The 17,469-nt window shown below is 49.3% G+C and carries 14 protein-coding genes; 4 read left to right on the forward strand and 10 right to left on the reverse strand.

All coding sequences use genetic code 11. From position 1 onward, the window contains the following. The first annotated feature begins 63 nt into the window (after positions 1 to 63). Positions 64 to 642, forward strand: a complete 579-nt coding sequence (locus XMD530_RS09990; RefSeq protein WP_173481095.1) for a YecA family protein — start codon at positions 64 to 66, stop codon at positions 640 to 642. Between the two features lie 21 nt (positions 643 to 663). Here the strand turns inward: XMD530_RS09990 and XMD530_RS09995 are convergent, their stop codons facing one another. The 3 genes from XMD530_RS09995 to XMD530_RS11560 are packed head-to-tail and all read right to left on the reverse strand — an operon-like array spanning position 664 to position 2,658. Then, on the reverse strand, positions 664 to 1,062 hold the full coding sequence (locus XMD530_RS09995; RefSeq protein ID WP_173481096.1) for a VOC family protein: 399 nt from the start codon (positions 1,060 to 1,062) through the stop codon (positions 664 to 666). After that, on the reverse strand, positions 1,062 to 1,526 hold the full coding sequence (locus tag XMD530_RS10000) for a glycine zipper 2TM domain-containing protein (protein ID WP_173483512.1): 465 nt from the start codon (positions 1,524 to 1,526) through the stop codon (positions 1,062 to 1,064). Before XMD530_RS10000 ends, XMD530_RS09995 begins: the two co-directional genes overlap by 1 nt. A 58-nt stretch (positions 1,527 to 1,584) precedes the next feature. After that, positions 1,585 to 2,658, reverse strand: a complete 1,074-nt coding sequence (locus XMD530_RS11560; protein WP_173481098.1) for a HupE/UreJ family protein — start codon at positions 2,656 to 2,658, stop codon at positions 1,585 to 1,587. Positions 2,659 to 2,819: 161 nt separating this feature from the next. On the opposite strand from XMD530_RS11560, the gene XMD530_RS10010 reads away from it, so the two are divergent. Next, positions 2,820 to 4,721, forward strand: coding sequence for a 5'-nucleotidase C-terminal domain-containing protein (locus tag XMD530_RS10010; RefSeq protein WP_217362054.1), 1,902 nt, complete (start codon positions 2,820 to 2,822; stop codon positions 4,719 to 4,721). 181 nt (positions 4,722 to 4,902) lie between these two features. Here XMD530_RS10010 and XMD530_RS10015 read toward each other — a convergent pair whose 3' ends face one another. Next, the gene (locus tag XMD530_RS10015) at positions 4,903 to 5,139 is read right to left on the reverse strand and encodes a YdcH family protein (RefSeq protein ID WP_173481099.1); all 237 of its coding nucleotides are present in this window, start codon (positions 5,137 to 5,139) and stop codon (positions 4,903 to 4,905) included. 170 nt (positions 5,140 to 5,309) lie between these two features. Between XMD530_RS10015 and aroA the strand changes: the two genes are divergently transcribed. Beyond that, positions 5,310 to 6,587 (forward strand): 3-phosphoshikimate 1-carboxyvinyltransferase, encoded by a 1,278-nt coding sequence (gene aroA, locus XMD530_RS10020; RefSeq protein WP_173481100.1) that lies wholly within the window; start codon positions 5,310 to 5,312, stop codon positions 6,585 to 6,587. A 505-nt stretch (positions 6,588 to 7,092) separates the two neighbouring features. On the opposite strand, the gene XMD530_RS10025 is transcribed toward aroA, so the two are convergent. From XMD530_RS10025 to XMD530_RS10050, 6 genes are all read right to left on the reverse strand, one after another. Beyond that, entirely contained in the window at positions 7,093 to 7,410 is a 318-nt protein-coding gene (locus XMD530_RS10025) for a BolA/IbaG family iron-sulfur metabolism protein (RefSeq protein ID WP_173507112.1), read from the reverse strand. A 1-nt stretch (position 7,411) separates the two neighbouring features. Next, positions 7,412 to 8,758: a DUF3422 family protein gene (locus XMD530_RS10030; RefSeq protein WP_173484053.1), complete on the reverse strand. Its 1,347-nt coding sequence runs from the start codon at positions 8,756 to 8,758 to the stop codon at positions 7,412 to 7,414. 10 nt (positions 8,759 to 8,768) lie between these two features. Continuing rightward, the gene (locus XMD530_RS10035) at positions 8,769 to 9,119 is read right to left on the reverse strand and encodes a hypothetical protein (RefSeq protein WP_173481103.1); all 351 of its coding nucleotides are present in this window, start codon (positions 9,117 to 9,119) and stop codon (positions 8,769 to 8,771) included. 254 nt (positions 9,120 to 9,373) lie between these two features. Beyond that, positions 9,374 to 12,787 carry an SbcC/MukB-like Walker B domain-containing protein gene (locus XMD530_RS10040; protein ID WP_173507113.1) on the reverse strand — a complete coding sequence of 1,138 codons (3,414 nt, stop codon included), beginning with the start codon at positions 12,785 to 12,787 and terminating at the stop codon, positions 9,374 to 9,376. After that, a complete protein-coding gene (locus XMD530_RS10045) occupies positions 12,774 to 13,493 on the reverse strand; it encodes a DUF4194 domain-containing protein (protein ID WP_173481105.1) in 720 nt (239 codons plus the stop codon). Before XMD530_RS10045 ends, XMD530_RS10040 begins: the two co-directional genes overlap by 14 nt. Further along, a complete protein-coding gene (locus XMD530_RS10050) occupies positions 13,493 to 14,893 on the reverse strand; it encodes a Wadjet anti-phage system protein JetA family protein (RefSeq protein ID WP_173483510.1) in 1,401 nt (466 codons plus the stop codon). The genes XMD530_RS10045 and XMD530_RS10050 overlap by 1 nt, the downstream gene beginning before the upstream one ends. Before the next feature lie 296 nt (positions 14,894 to 15,189). Here XMD530_RS10050 and XMD530_RS10055 point away from each other — a divergent pair, with 296 nt between their 5' ends. Further along, entirely contained in the window at positions 15,190 to 17,454 is a 2,265-nt protein-coding gene (locus XMD530_RS10055; RefSeq protein ID WP_173481107.1) for an Orn/Lys/Arg decarboxylase N-terminal domain-containing protein, read from the forward strand. Positions 17,455 to 17,469 lie beyond the last annotated feature (15 nt).

Below are 17,469 nucleotides of genomic sequence, written 5' to 3' on the forward strand. Positions count from 1 at the left end.
CAAACATAGGCACTTAATCGAGATCGGGGTACAATTAAAAGATTCAATCTATGGAAAACAGTAATGAATCAAAGTGTAGCTCTAATTAGCGAAGACGAACTGGATCAACTAGAGAACTTTTTAGACTCTGAAGCGGTGGCAGAGACCGCTCTTGATCTAGTCGGTGCACACGGGCTTTTATGCGCTCTTAATATCGCACCTGAAAAAGTCGACGAGTCGACGTGGATGACGCTTATCTTCGACGAGAAGCCTAACTGGAGTAGCGCAGAGCAACAGGCAGAAATAGAGAACCTGTTGAGAAAATTGAACTCTACCATCGCCAACGATCTCTACAGCGATCAGGAAATCTACCTGCCTTGTGATCTCAGCCTTGAAACTGACGAAGAGGATGAGATTCCTGAGATCACACTCTGGGCTGAAGCCTTTATGGAAGGCGTTTTCAGCAATGAAGAGGCCTGGTTCAGTGATGACGAAGAGTCGGTGGCCGGCCTTCTACTACCGATTATGGTCGCATCCGATCTATTCGATGAAGGTGAAGTAAAAGATATTCGTAAAGATCGCGCGTTAAGCGAAGAGATGTGTGAACAGATCCCAGAAATCCTGATCGATCTCTACCTACAGTTTAACGCACCAGAGAAGTAGACCTCTCTTCAAAGGATTCAGTTAGGCCTGCTCGTACAACTCTAACGGCAGGTCATCCGGATCAGCAAAAAAGAGAAAACGCTTGCCGGTATAAGGGTCAACCCTTACCGGCTCATGCCCTACCCCATTGTCAGCCAACCATTCGACCCACACCTCAATATCGCTTACGGCGAAGGCCAAATGGCGCAACCCCTGAGCTTCAGGGTAACTCAAACGTTGCGGAGCTCCGGGCATTGAGAAGAGTTCAACCTGGCCACCATCCGGTAGCGCTAGATCAAGCTTGTAAGAGTCACGCTCAGCTCGATAATTCTCATCCAATACCGTCAATCCAAGAAGTTCTGTGTAGAACTGCTTGGATCGTTGGTAGTCACTGCAGATAATCGCCGCGTGATGAATCGAGTTGAGCTTAGGCTGCTTCATTAATAGCTGACACGAACGGTATTGCCAGAGCGCAACACACGAACCTTATCGCCCGGTCTGAAGAAGAGATTGTTCTGCACACCCTGGACGATGGAGATGCGACCCCCCTTATCCATTAACAACTGAATCTCTTGCCCTTGAGTTTGTGAGCTGTTCTCTTGGATTTTAGAACCAGCAATACCGCCGGCTACTGCACCCAAGACCGTCGCAATAGATGATCCTTTACCGCCACCAATGGTTGAGCCTGCAATACCACCGACAATAGCACCAGCACCCACACCAACAGGATTGTTAGGATCACCATTAATGATCACCGGTGTCACCTGCTCGACAGTCGCGTACTCAACCGTCTGAACCTGGCGTGCATCGGCAGCGGTGTAGGCTGTTCCTTGCAGGTTCTGCTGCATACAACCAGTTAATGCAACTGCGGCCACTGCACCAATCAACACTCTATTCATTCGCATAACAGACTCCCAATCGTTATTGATAGATTAAGCTTAGACAGAAAGCACGAATTCTGCATTAAAAAATGGCGAGTCGATCAACAAACCAGATCATTCCCATGATACCGATCACCAGTGAAGCCGGAACCACAACAATACGGTGGTAGAGTTTCTCTGAGCTAAACCAGTAAGCGACACCAAAATAGGCAATCAACACCACGGCGAGCTGGCCCAACTCAACGCCAACATTAAAGGCTAATAACGCAGCTACAAAATCATCCGTCGGCATCCCAAACTCCGATAGCATGGTGGCAAAGCCGAGACCATGAAGCAGACCGAAACCGAACACGACGGGAAGACGGAAACGATTAATTTTGGATGAGAAGAGATTCTCTATAGCAACGTAGGCGATCGATAACGCAACCAGAGGCTCTACGATACGAGGCGAGATCGAAATAATCTCCAAAGTACCCATTGCCAAGGTAATCGAGTGGGCAATGGTAAACATCGTAATCTGTAGGGCAATCGGCTTTAAACGACGACTCAGTAGGAAGATACCCAGCACGAACAGGATGTGATCCAACCCTTTGGGAAGAATGTGCTGAAAACCACCTAGGGTGTAAGTTTTCACCACCTGCGCAAAACTCGGTTTGGCAAACACCTCATTCAGCATGAACGGTTCAGTTGGCTTATCCTCTTTTACCCACTGGTGTGACGACCAGTGCCACTCGTTATTGGCCTCATCTACCTGTCTGACTCGAGTCGCATGATCGCCAAACGCCATGGGGTAGTACCAGGTTAGACTTTGAGTCTCCCGGGGGATTCGCCCTTTCAAGATAATCACACTATTGCGAGGCACCTTGGTATAGCCTGGGGGTGGCACGACTAGCTCTTTTAGCTGCAACTCAGCGGGCGTTCCATCAAGCTTCAACTCAACACCCTCTAGGAGCGTCGGCATGAACTTTTTAAACTCCGCCTCAAGCTCTGCCGACTCCATTGCACGGTAATGGTCGTATTGATCTGAGTTAGGCGCCTCTTGAGTGTTTCGATACTGTCCATTGATACCGGTCAGAAGTGCTTCGAGGCTGGCACGGATCTCAATCTCTACCACTTCAGTCGTATTTGCAGAGATCTCTATCAATGCAGGCTTCACAACATCAGCCCTAACTGGGTAGAATAAGGATGTAACTAATGTGCATATAACGAAAATGCCTGGAATTAGTCTCACTGGTATGTCTCTAGTAATAAGCATGCGTGCTTTTGGTGGATTTCAGCCTGTGGGCCCTTTAAGAAGAGTGGGAAACTAAGATAACTATGAATCGTCGTCAACTATTGAAGGCTATGGCCGCCGCTGCTGCAGCAGGAAGCCTACCAGCAATTTACACTTCTCGCGCGCTAGCAAGCAACACTGCTCCAAGCGGATTTTATGATGTTCCAATGGAAGGTGATGTTCGTATCCTTCACATTACAGACGTTCACGGCCAGCTAAAGCCTGTCTACTTCCGTGAGCCAAACGTCAACCTTGGTGTCGGTGATGCATTTGGTCGTCCACCACACGTTGTCGGCAAAAATTTCCTTAAGGAGATGGGTCTTTCAGAGAACTCTCCTGAAGCTTACGCATACACCTACCTTAACTTCCTAGAAGAAGCTAAGAAGTACGGTCGTACGGGCGGTTTCGCACACGTTAAAACACTTCTAGATCGTCTACGCGATCAAGCGGGCGGACGCCAAAACACACTAACCCTTGATGGTGGTGACCTATGGCAGGGATCGGGTACTTCACTGTGGACACGTGGTGTCGACATGGTTGAGGCATCTAACATTCTTGGCATCGACGTTATGGTTGGTCACTGGGAGTTCACCTACCGTGAAGAGGAAGTTCTTTCGAACGTTGCTCTGTTCAAAGGTGACTTCATCGGTCAGAACGTTAAAGTACTAGAAGACTCACTGTTTGGTGATGAGTACTACGAAATGGTTGAGCGTTTCGATGGCCGTGGTCTGTACGACGAAGATACGGGTCATGCGTTCCAGCCATACGTGATTAAAGAGATCAACGGCAAGCGTATCGCCGTTGTTGGTCAAGCCTTCCCACGTACCTCAAACGCCAACCCTAAAGAGTTCTTCCCAGACTGGTCTTTCGGTCTTCGTGAACCAGAGATGATCGAGCTTGTTCAGCAGATCCGTGAAGAGGAGCAGCCAGACGCGGTTGTTCTTGTATCGCACAACGGTATGGACGTCGACATCAAGATGGCTGAACGTGTTCCTGGCCTGAATGCTGTATTCGGCGGTCACACTCACGATGGTGTTCCACAACCGATCAAAGTTAAGAACGTTGACGGTGGCGAATGTTGGGTAACCAACGCAGGTTCAAACGGTAAGTTTGTCGGCTGTATGGACTTCTCGATCGAAGATGGCCAGATCACCAACATGACTTACAAACAGCTACCTGTTATCTCTGATTGGCTTGAAGCTGACGGTGAGATGGAAGCGTACATCAACCAGATGCGCCAAGGTCGTTACGATGAGAACATCATCGAAGCGCGTAACAAGAAGTGGCAGAACAACCCAATCCGTGTCGGCAAAACCTTCGAAGAGATTCTTCAAGAGAAACTGGCTAAAGCGGATCGTACTCTTTACCGTCGCGGTAACTTCATGGGCACTTGGGACCAAGTTATCTGTAACGCACTTCGTTGGGAGTACAAGGCAGACATCGCACTATCAGCCGGCGTTCGCTGGGGTACCACTACTCTAGAGGGTGAGTGGATCACAATGGAAGATGTCATGAGCCAGTGTGCAACAACCTACTCTGAAACTTACGTTCAAGAGATGACTGGTAAAGCGATCAAAGAGATGCTTGAAGGTGTTGCCGACAACCTATTCGATCCAGATCCATACCTACAATCAGGTGGCGACATGGTTCGCGTGGGTGGTCTTGACTACACCATCGATCCAACCAAACCACTTGGCCAGCGTATCTCTGAAGTACGCCTAGACAACGGTGAAGTGATTGCTGATGACAAGAACTACAGCGTCTCTGGTTGGGCAACTGTTAACCGCACACCAGAGGGTCGACTACTCTGGGATATCATTGCTGACTACCTAAAAGCAGAACGCGATGAGAACATGGTGATCAAACTACCTAAGGTGAACAACCCTAAAGTGGTGGGTGTCTCTGACAACCCAGGTTTCGCTGACTACCCAGGTGATTGGGCATAACAGCCTACCCCATTAAAAAACCCGCCTAGTGCGGGTTTTTTATTGCTATGAGAAACCTGGACAAATAGCAGTTCAGAATATCGCGACCTTTTTAAGATCGCTCCAACAAAAAATTGAAGCAAAAAAAAACCCGCCTAAAAAGACGGGTAACGTTCAAGCAACGAAAGGACAATGAAAAGGGTTAACCCTGAAGCATTTTGAAAAGCTCATCTTTCAGTTCAAGACGACGCTTTTTAAGTTCCTCTTCACGACTGGTCGTGGTCGGTTCAACTTCAGCTGCAGCAAGCTCAGCCTGCTTAGTAATTTCGTGGTACTCATCAAACAGACGAGAGAAGTGGTTGTTTGATGTTTTAAGCTCATGAATACGTTCGCGGTACTCTGGAAGTTCATGAACTAGATCGTGGTGTTCTCCGATCATTTTTTACTCCTAATTCCATACAGTGTTGATGGTTCTAATATGCCCTACTCTTCTCCATCGTCCATTGATTGAAATCAATTAAAACGAATCTCTCTGAACAATGGACTTAACAGGCGTTTACCTGTACCTTTTTCGATCCTTTTTTGGCGATCAACTACACTTTTAAGATTATGGAAACTCTTTCACTCCAACCTCGCGATTTTGCAAACGGTGACGTTCAACTGCCAGGCTCAAAAAGCCTATCAAACCGAATTCTTCTTCTAGCTGCACTGGCGGAAGGTGAAACCAAGGTAACCAACCTGCTAGACAGCGCAGACGTTACCCATATGCTGAATGCACTAAAAACGTTGGGTGTCTCTTATGAGCTAGCTGATGATCGTCGCTCGTGCGTTGTCACCGGTGTGGCAGGTCCTTTCAAGCAGCAAAGTGCTGAGATGTTCCTGGGCAACGCCGGTACTGCAATGCGCCCACTAACCGCCGCACTGTGCCTTGGTTTAGGTGAGTTCACACTGACCGGTGAACCTCGCATGTACGAGCGTCCTATCGAGGACTTGGTTGATGCTCTGCGTCAAATTGGCGCTGATATTGAGTACCTAAAAGATGAAGGCTACCCGCCACTAAAGATTAACGCTCAACAGCTAAAAGGCGGACGAGTATCGATTCGAGGCAACATCTCGAGCCAATTCTTGACTGCGCTACTGATGGCCGCTCCAATGGCACAGCAGGATCTAGAGATCGTTGTCGATGGCGAGCTGGTCTCTAAGCCTTACATCGATATCACCCTGCACTCGATGAAGCTGTTTGGTGTTGAGGTCGAGAACAACAACTACCAGAGCTTTGTCGTTAGAGCCGGACAGACTTACCAGTCGCCCGGTGAAGTGATGGTTGAAGGTGATGCCTCATCAGCCTCCTACTTCCTAGCTGCAGCGGCTATTGCTGGCGGAACGATTCGCGTCTACGGCGTCGGTTCTGAATCGGTACAAGGCGACAAAGCCTTCGCTGAAGTGCTCGGTAAGATGGGTGCTAAGGTCACTTATGGCCCAACTTGGGTAGAGGTCTCTAAAGGCGAACTGAACGGTGTAGACCTGGATCTGAACGCCATTCCCGATGCTGCAATGACGATTGCCACAACCGCCCTGTTCGCAAAAGGCCCTACAGCCATTCGTAATGTCTACAACTGGCGCGTCAAAGAGACCGATCGCCTAGCCGCAATGGCAACCGAACTGCGTAAAGTGGGTGCGGAAGTGGTGGAAGGCGAAGATTTCATCGAGATTACACCACCAGCCGAAATCCAGAGCGCCGCGATCGATACCTACGACGACCACCGCATGGCCATGTGCTTCTCACTCGCCTCGTTCGGCAACAGCGAGATCATCATCAATGACCCGGGCTGTACCAGCAAAACCTTCCCAGAGTATTTTGATCTGTTTGCTGAGGTTACGAAGTAACCTGCCCTTTAGGTGGTGACTGGCTTTCAGCCTGTCACCCGCAAGTAGGCTTTACTACCTTTCTGGAAAACGCTGAGAGAGTGGATGTCAGGCTAAAGCCAGACACCGGTGCTACTAGCAAAGTTATAATTAGTACCAATCGCGGCCTTTTCAAGACCGCTCCAACAGTGCCGAACTCGAGTCTCGTGCCGATTTGTCCACGTCCGATCGAGAGTGAGTACGATGGTTTTTCACGGTTAAGAGTTCAATCGGCTGAGGCCCGGATGGCCGAAGTCTGCAACGGAGGCAGGAGCCGACTTTGCAGTGTCCTATTGGACTTCAGTGAAAAAGCATTGAACGGAGCGTGCCGCAGGCCGAGTGAGCGTGGTCAGTTTTTGGGTACTTTTTGCTGACCAAAAAGTGCCAATGGCCAGCCTTTAGGCTGGGTATTCGTTTTTGATCTTGATCTAGCTTTTGATCTAGATCTTAAAGAAAAGATCGCCACATCGTCGATATGGCTCCAACACTACTTATCCTGCTTTGAACCACCCATACACTTAGGACTCGCCGGAACTAAACCAGACTTTTCGGCCCACTCTGCTTGGGTGTATAGATGCATTGAGAGTGCATGAATGGGGTTTTGCATAAGGTCTGACAGCAGACCAAAAATGGTTTGATGGCGCTGAATTAGGCGTTTACCTTGAAAGTCATCACTAACCGCAACGAGCTTGAAGTGAGTATCCAAACGGTTACCACCGTGCATGTGGCTTTCGTTCTCTAACTCCATGTGAACTAGATTAAGGCCTTCATTGAGAAGGGTTTGGATCTGATCTTCTACTGACACCTTACTGATCCCCTTTCGCTGTTGATTCGGTTTTCACTTCAGCGAGTTTCTTAAATCGGTTTTGAATTTTACGAGTAATGAACCATACCGCACCAATCACCAGTGGGACAGAGACACCAGTTGCAAGACTCTTATCGAAATCGACACCGGCACCGTGTACCGCATCAATGAGGTACTTCACTAGGCCAACTGCGTAGTAGCTGATCGCAGCAACCGACAGACCCTCTACCGTATGCTGCATCATTAGCTGTATCTTGGATCGACGATCCATGGAGCTCAGTAGCTCTTGGTTCTGGTTCTCAATCGCCATCTCAACTCGGGTACGCATCATATCGGCTGCGCGGTTTACACGACGCGATAGGTCGTCGAGTCGATTGTGCATGGTCTCACAGCCACGCACAGCAGGCGTCAATCTACGGATCAAAAACTCTTTCAAGGTCAGGTGACCAGAGACCTCATCCTCACGCAATTCATCCAATCGTGCCGCCATAACATCATGGTATGAGCGGCTAGCATTGAAACGGAAGGTGGTTCTCGCACGTTCAGCTTCAATATCGGCCGATAGGTTGATGAGCTCTGTCAAAAGCTGACTGTCATCTGAGTTATCACCCGTTGACAGGCGACGCGTCAGATCGGCCATTCGATTATCCATATCAGCAACAACCGGTGACAGCTTACGCGCTTCGCGAAGACCGAGCAGCGCTAACAAACGGTAGGTCTCAACTTCAATTACACGCTGCACCATTCGGCCCATCTGCCCTTTCGACATGCTGTTATTGAAGATTAGGAAACGGCCAAAGTTGTCGCTGTGCGTTCTAAATGTCGTCCAGATTTGTGCTGCACCATTCTGTGGCAGACTGCCGATCATCTGCATATCATCGAGCTGAGAGCGAACATCTTTGGGCTCTGGTAGTTCATCACCCTGAATGTTCTGAATGCGCATATGAAAAGCGGCTACCGCTTTACCTGGGTAGTTACTTAACCAGCCGTCTGGCAGTCGATCCAACGCCGTTGTGAAAAAGGGTTGTGTCGACGCTACCCCTTCACGTGAATCGGTGATGGTCAGTGACGTAAACTCGAGATGCTGCTCCCAACGGATGCGCAGATCGCCCGCTGTGTAGATATTACACGCCTGATCCACTCCGTCGTGTTCGATGTTGAGGGTATCTAGCAAGCGCTGGATGTGCTGACTCTGAATGGCACGCTCCTGTTGGTTTGCCAGCACCGCAATGTGGGTAATACTGGCATCCCCTGAAATGCGCTGGAACGGGCGCGAGTGCAGCTCGTCATAGAGCCAATCACGGTCTTCATGCCATTCCAATCCGTGTTGCTGCTGTGCGACAACCATCAGAGACTCCTTACTCTATATCCAGATTAGCCCGCATCAGGGGCTGATCGCTCAAATCAAAACTCATCAGTTGTAAATCGATGTCAAACCAACTCTTAAAGAGATCAAGCGAGAGCGGTTTGGGCCAAAAATCCTGAAACTCATCCCAGGCAGAGAGTTCGTTCTCAAAGATCGTCAACCAGTGCTGTTCAATCTCTGAGGTGAAATCCTCATCAGAATCGACCTCATCAAAGAGGTAGAGGTTGGCTTCACTGCGCAGCTCCTCTAGTGAAGGAACCGGCTCTTCTGAGCCCGCCAAAAGCCACTCATGAAAAGGAGCCTTGGGTTTAATGCTAATACCCGAGCGGTTGATCAAACGCATAGACTCTCCAATACATAGATTTACTTATAACCATATAACCTGACTATACCGCAGTTGCACAAAGGGAGCACTAGTAGATTTCGCTGAGTGGAAAAGGAACAAAAAAAAGGGGTCTGACCTGGGCCAGTCCCCTTTTCGGGCAATCTATCGCCTCATCTTCTATAAGGTTCCTACTCTTAATTTGTTGGAGCGATCTTAAGAGGCCTCGATTAATACCTGTTGGAGCGGTCTCATTGAGGCCGCGACGCTATTTGTTAAAGCTCCGCCGCTTCCTCTTCTGCCATTACCTTGTAAGGGTGATCAGACGCCAATAGCGCTTTACCAAGATCCGTTGGGAACTCGACATCAATGTCGACCACACGACCGTCACGACAGACGTTAATGATGGTATCCATGCAAGTACTGAGCAGAGAGTACTTCTCATCCGGCGCAGCAATAATGGTTTGGAGACCCAAATCACTCATGAAGCCAAGCGAGGTAACGGTGTTCTCTGAATCCAGCTTGTTGAACGCCTCATCGAATACCGACAGGCTGAAGCCACCAACAGGCTTACCATCACTACCCTCTTTTAGGCGGTAGGTCGCACCCAAGGCGGCCGCCATCGCGACGTAGAACGGTACCTGGTGCTCACCACCGGAACCGGTCTTGATACGCTGCGACAGGGTTGTCTTACGATTGCCGTCAAGATCTTTAACCACCAACTCGAAGTTGTAGAAGTTACGGTAGTCCTGAAGCAGACTGCTCTCGCCTTCATCTTTAAGTACTTCGTGAATTCGTTCTAGAGCATCCTTGTGCTGCGCATTGTCATCAAACTTCATATCAAACAACGAGCCCACATTGGCAGAATCGAGCTGCGTATAGGCCTCAACCAACTCAAGAATGTCTTTCAACTCAGGGTTAGGTGACATCTCAAAGCTGTACATCTCTTTATGGAAAGGACGGTTCTTCAAGTGCGAGTTTAGCTCACGGATCAGATCACGAATCTTATTGATCTGGTCATTCAGATGGGCCACGAAGTCAGAACGGAAAGCAGACTCAGCCTCTAGACGAGCTCGCTCGGCCTTCTCTGTGTACTCTGCCAATTCAGATTCACGGAGTGCCTCAACGGTCTCGTTAACGTAACCCTCGAGATCTTCATGACTGGAGTCTGGTCCAACCTTATCCAACTCATGGTGAGTCAAACCGCCACCGTGGTGACGCGCTTTATACTGTGCAACGGCATCACGGACACCGTTCTTTTTCTTCTCATGCAGAGCCAGTTCAGACTGAGCTTTCTTGGCCGCTTCGAAGATGATGCGTTCCAACTCACCATCACAGCTCTCATCGAGGTAGTCGCGTTTCTCCTGCGCAGACTGAGCGTCGAACTCATTCTTCGCTTCACAGGCTGCACGCGCTTCAGCATGCTCTGTTAGATCGGTCTCTAGCACCTCTAGCTGAGCAGTATCACGGATCAGGCCTGTACGGGCTTTTTGCAGCTTATCCATCAACGCAGCTTGAGTGGACTCGGTCTCTTTCTGCTTAGCCGCCAGATCGGCAATGCGCTGCTGAATACCGGTATCGTCATGGTTACGGAGATCGACAATAGTCTGCTGGTACCCTTCAATCTGATGCGTCAGTTTCTTACGCTGTTCTGTCAAATCAAACAGAGGCTCGTTCACTTGAGACAGACCGCCATCAAGGCTTATTAACGCGTCGCGCAGTTTCTCTAGCGATTCGTGCTGACGACCCAGCAACGTGAACTCGTTGACCAGCTGATCGACCTGCTTACCCTGCAGTTCAAGTTGATCACCACGACGACGAATACCCATAATCGGTGTCAGTTCATTAATCGATGTGGTTGAACCCTCAGTCTGCAACATGCAGTCATAGGTCAACGCACGCTCCTGTTTCAAAAGCTCCGCTTCCGTCTCAACCGCCATGACACCGCCCAGTGCGCGATTCATAAATGCGCGGGCATCGTCAGAGTCAGACTCGATAAACTGAGCCAGAGAACCTGGCTTAGTGCGGTGTAACCAGTCACCCGATTTAGTGGTGTTGATGATACGACAGCCTTTCAGGTGACGCCCTTTACGGCGGTAGAGTGTAATCGCCTCTTTGACACGATCAGGATCGACGACCAATGCTTCGCGGCGAGCACCTAAGAAGGACTCAATTGCAATGCGCCACTTGTCATCGGTAATATCAACCAACTCACAAATGGGTGTTGAGTCGATACCGTACTCACTCAACAGCTCCATCAATTCAGCCGTGTTACGACGAACGGGGGCGCGCCCCTGCTGAAGCTGTTCTACGGCACTCTTCTGGTTCTGTATCTGAGCGCGCAGTTCAGAAATACGGATAACTGACTCTTCATAACGACGCGACACTTTACGACGAACGTTCTCAATCGACTTACGCATTGCGTTTAGCGTGTTATCGACGCTGACAGGATCTGAAGGCCAAGCGTCTGCCATTAGGTTTTCACCCGAGCGCCAGATCTCTGATGCTTGATCCACCAGTGCTGAAAACTCTTCAGGCAAGAACTCACGATTCTGATTAAAGCTCACCGCTGTGCGCATCAGCGAGTAGGCCTTCTGAATGCGCTCTTCGATGACATTGAGTTCGTGTTGACCAACGCGTATAGAAGATTCCATCGCGTTAATCTGATGCGCAGCATCGGTGTTGTTTAGCGCTGCACGTGCGTTGGCAAGATCCTGCATAACCTGATTGAGATCAGCACCAATATTGGTTAGCTCTCGCTCAACTTCCGCCTCTTGCTCTTGCCACTTCTCTAGACGCTCTTCAGCCTCCTCTTTACGAAGGTCGGCGCTTTCAAAACGTGACTCGTGAACAACCCACTCGTACTCGACGGCGTTTTTGATGTTACGACTGATACCCTGGCAGAGCTCTTGTACTTTAACCAGTTCATCAATACGGTTAGCCACATCACGCGTCTTCTCCTCCATCGCTCGATACTCATCCAGCGATTTACGGAAGGCTCCGACATGCACTACGTTCTCATCCAAGACAAACTCGCGAACGAATCGAGTCGGACTATCAATGGGTACAAATTTAAGAGCGTTTTTGAAGTTCTTGATGAATTTGTCATCGTCATTCGGCATCGCTGGATCGTGACTCAAGTGGGTCACAACCTCACGAATGTAGCGGCTTGCACGCTTCTCTAGCGTCATATCCGGACACTGTTTAAGCAGGCTTTCACGAACTTCATTCCAAGGACGCGGCATACGACCACCGCCCTCTTTTCGACTAAAGTCATCCAGCGAAACAGAGAAGTTAGGCAGAATAAAGCGACCCAAAACCTCTTCATCTGGGCTGGCGGTTGATGCACTGATCGCAACACCAATACAGCTCTCTTGTGCCGTCTCAGTATCAAAGAAGCTCATCGCCAGATAGCTGATAGAATCTTCACGGGCACTGTTGCTTTTACCACCATCATCCATAAAACCGAGACAGTAGGTGCGCAGTGAACGCTCAGACTTTTCACCCGCCGAGGCGTTAAAACTTAAGTGGCGCTTATGGCCACCCATCAAAATGGTCTGCATGGCGTCCAGTAGTGACGATTTACCTGAGCCGTTAGGACCTACAATCGCGACATTACCTTTGATCGGGATCTCTTGAGCACCCAATACATACCAGTTAACTAGAACGATGCGATTAAGCTGTTTCATCGTCAGACTCCTCTACTGCACCCTTCTCTTCTGACTCCACTGACTCATCAGCTGGCTCACTCACCTCTTCGATCGACTCCTCTGGAGTGTCAGCAATATCATCCATCAAGGCCGCATCAGCGCTTTCGATGTCACAGAGCGCCTCAAGCTGTCGGATGTAATCTTCGACCACCACTTGACGAATGGTGGGGTAGATGCCGATTGGAATGTTTTTAGGGTCGGTCTCATTCGCCTTGCCGCGTTCAATCAAACCGTGACGTGAGAAGAGCGACAGGATCTCTTTTAGACGCGTCTCATTAGGGATCTCTTTACCGGTTAAACTCTCGTAAGTGCTCAACAGATCATCAGACGTGGTGTACGCCTTACCGCTCTCTACTTCGAAATTTTCCAGTTTCTGTTCATACATTTGACGCATACAGAGCATCAACAGAGACTCATCGAGCTTCAATCGCATGACTCGCTCTTCACCCTGGGGTAGCACACCCAAATAGGCTTCATCAGGTTGATAGACCAGAGACCAACCCAGTGCCGCGAACAGGTTACGGAAGTACTCCATATTCTGCGAAATAAGGAAATAAGTATCACGCTGTGCAGGGCGATCCGCATAGAGGAACTGGTTTGTCAGTAGTGAGTTTGCAGCGCGAACGAAATCGGCTTCTGTACTCTTTTCATTGCGCGTCAGCGCTTTTTGTAAATCACCAAGCATCAGGCGTTGTTCCTGTGTATTTTGAAACCACGGCACTCCACCATATCGGCAACGCGCACGTACTCTTCATCAAATTCTATTTGGTAGCGTTCAGCTGTCTTACGCGCTTTCTTACCTAACGAATTTAGGTGTCGCACATAGCTGAAGCAGATGTAATCTTCGATTGAATCAATGGTAAATTCAGACGCCGAGACCAGGGTTTCACCATTTAAAAAGTGACGATCTAGGTAGGCCTCAATTCGATCCACTTTCACCTCACGGCGTGCCTTCCACTCTTTGAAGAGCTGACGCATGTAAAGAACCTTAGGATCGATCTGCTGTTGGGTAATGACTCTAGGCGCTGTCTCAACACGTCGACGCACTGGCGAGCGAATGGACGAAGGCGAGATAAAGCCATACTGATCAAGCGACTGAACCGGTGGTATCTCCCGACCATCTTTCTCCGCCAATTTGGCAATGACACGCGACAGTCGAGCCGCCATACCCGGCGTTGTCTTGTCCATGTAACGAACTGTGTCGGCTACCCGTTTCTCTAGCTGGTAACGGAAATCATCAATGATCGCCAGACGCTGGTCGACCGACTCGAAGATCCGGATGATGCGATTGATGTGCTGGTGCACCATCGCTTCCGCAGTTTCAGATTCGATTTCATACTGCATCTGATAGTGCTCAGTCAGCATCTCTACCTTCAGCGTATCGAACTGAAGATCACGCAATAAAGAGAGAATTTGACGTCTAAAACGGAAGGGGTTGTTCTTTGTTTTCAACGTCTTATAGTCAGAAACAAGAATGTGCTCAACGAAACGATCAAAGAAGCCACGGACAATCTCTTGCGGGTTATGCGACTCAGCCAATGATATTTTAAGTTCGCGCAGACCCAACATCATATCGGTCAGGTGTGCACTGAACTCGGCTGCTGTGTCTGCCGCTTCCGATAGGGTAATACCACGACCCACCGGATCATTGATGGCCGATTCCAGAGACGACAGCACGTTAAGAACGGTGCCACCGTAACTGCGTTTTTCCAAACGCGCGATCGAAACCAGGTTACGCAACAGGTAACTGACCGAAGGAGAGAGCAACACATAGGTGCGATAGATCTTCTGCTCTTCCTCTAACCAGCCCGTTTGCACTAGGCGTCGGTAGATACGGTTTGTGTAATCTGCGCTAGAGGTAGGCAGCTCCGCCTCCTCTTCAGACTCAGCCACCCAGCGACGAACACCAAGCTTAACAACGGCATTTTCGATGGTTGAACGGACTAAATCTTTGGCAATAAAGGGGTCTATAAGATCTTCATCAAAGAAGAGATCGGCCAATTCAAGAAGAACAGACTGGTAAACCTGTCTATTCTGCCCAGAGAGCGGCGCAAATATATCGTCTGGTAGCTTATTGAAAAGCACTAAAAATCCACCATTTGAGGGCTGCCCATTCAATAGGCAGCAAATCGAATAACCATCGATTCTAACAAAAAAAGGAGTGCTGTATAGGCCTCTTAGATGAGACTTTGGCGTAAAAGAAAAATCTTTAACCCTTGAGTCAAAAAACAGCCCTCAACCACCCTGCCACAAGAACTGTTTTACCTAACATGAAAGCTTGTTATTATCTGCTTTAAAGCGGGCCAACATGGCCCATCAGTACCGCAGAGTGACCTACCTCACCGAAGCGGATTCGTTTCACCACCTTAAAGGCGTTGTGGATGAAATTTCGTTTCCCTGTCGTCATCATTGACGAAGATTTCCGTTCTGAAAACATCTCTGGCTCAGGCATTCGTGACCTTGCAGCCGCTATTGAAAAAGAGGGTATGGAGGTTGTCGGCTTAACCAGCTACGGCGATCTTACAGCATTTGCTCAACAGGCGAGCCGCGCCAGCTGCTTCATCATCTCTGTCGATGATGAGGAGTTTGATTCGGGTGAAACGGATGATCTGTCCGACGAAGTACTGAATAACATCCGCGACTTTATTAGCGAAGTTCGCAAGCGTAATAACGAGATCCCAATCTTCTTGTACGGTGAAACTCGTACCTCTCGTCATGTGACGAATGATATTTTGCGTGAGCTTCACGGCTTCATCCATATGTTCGAAGACACTGCCGAGTTCGTTGCACGCCACATTATTCGTGAAGCGAAAAAGTACCTCGAATCACTAGCACCGCCCTTCTTCAATGCGTTGATGAACTACGCAAGCGACTCTTCATACTCTTGGCACTGCCCAGGACACTCGGGCGGTGTTGCCTTTTTGAAAAGTCCGGTTGGGCAGATGTTCCACCAATTCTTCGGGGAGAACATGCTGCGTGCCGATGTCTGTAATGCGGTTGAAGAGCTTGGACAGCTTCTGGACCACACAGGCCCTGTTTCAGATTCAGAGCAGAGTGCTGCGCGCATATTTGGCGCTGATCATCTCTTCTTTGTCACTAACGGTACCTCGACGTCGAACAAAGTAGTCTGGCATTCAACCGTTGCCCCTGGCGATATTGTGGTAGTGGATCGTAACTGTCATAAATCGATTCTGCATTCGATCATCATGTGTGGTGCGATACCGGTCTTCCTAATGCCAACTCGTAACCACTACGGCATTATCGGACCGATTCCAAAGAGTGAGTTTGATCCCGAGACGATTCGTCGCAAGATCGAAGAGAACCCCTTTGCTCGTGAAGCACTGAACAAAAAACCTCGCGTACTGACACTGACGCAATCGACCTATGATGGCATTCTCTACAACGTAGAGACGATCAAAGCGATGCTGGGCGACACCATTGATACGCTGCACTTTGACGAAGCTTGGCTGCCTCACGCAGCATTCCACAAGTTTTACAACCACATGCACGCGATTGGCGGCACAGAGAGCCGTGAACGCTCTGACGACACCCTGGTGTTTGCAACACAGTCAACGCACAAACTGTTGGCAGGTTTGTCACAGGCCTCTCAGATCCTAGTACAGGACGCTAAGAACCGTAAGCTGGATACCTTCCGATTCAACGAGTCCTACCTGATGCACTCATCGACCAGCCCTCAGTATGCGATCATCGCCTCTTGTGATGTTGCCGCTGCGATGATGGAGCCTCCCGGTGGTACAGCACTGGTCGAGGAGTCCTTGTATGAAGCGATCGACTTCCGTCGCGCCATGGTTAAGGTTGAAAAAGAGTTTGGTGAGAACGACTGGTGGTTCAAGGTTTGGGGGCCTCAGAAGTGGGATGATGAAGGTCTTGGCGATCGTGATGCTTGGGTCATCCATGAAGAAGACACTTGGCACGGCTTTGGCAAGATTGAGTCTGGCTTTAACATGCTCGACCCAATTAAGGCGACCATTATCACACCGGGATTGAACATCCATGGTGAGTTTGATGAGCACGGCATTCCCGCGGCGATTGTGAGCAAATACCTTGCAGAGCACGGCATTATCATTGAAAAAACGGGACTCTACTCATTCTTCATCATGTTCACCATCGGCATCACTAAGGGCCGCTGGAACTCCATGGTGACTGAACTTCAGCAGTTCAAAGATGACTTTGATAACAACCTACCCATGTGGCGGGTTATGCCTGAATTTGTCGCACAGCACCCTGAATATCAGCGCATTGGTCTGCGTGATCTTTGTCACTCACTGCACGACATCTACCGCAAGTACAATGTCGCAAAAATCACGACAGAGATGTACCTCTCTAAGATTGAGCCTGCTATGACACCGGCAGATGCCTGGTCGAAGATGGCGCACCGTGAAGTTGAACGTGTCTCAATCGATGAACTAGAGGGTCGAACCACCGCCATGCTCGTGACACCTTACCCACCGGGCATACCACTGCTTATACCGGGTGAGCGCTTTAACTCAACCATCGTTGACTACTTGAAGTTTGTTCGCGAATTTAACGCCCAGTTCCCTGGCTTCGAAACAGACTGTCACGGACTAGTGCGAGAGAACATAAACGGCGTCGACCACTACTACATCGATGTCGTAAAAGACTGATTCAACAAGACGAGA

This window comes from Marinobacterium sp. xm-d-530, from assembly GCF_013283365.1.
Classification (GTDB): Bacteria; Pseudomonadota; Gammaproteobacteria; order Pseudomonadales; family Balneatricaceae; genus Marinobacterium_E.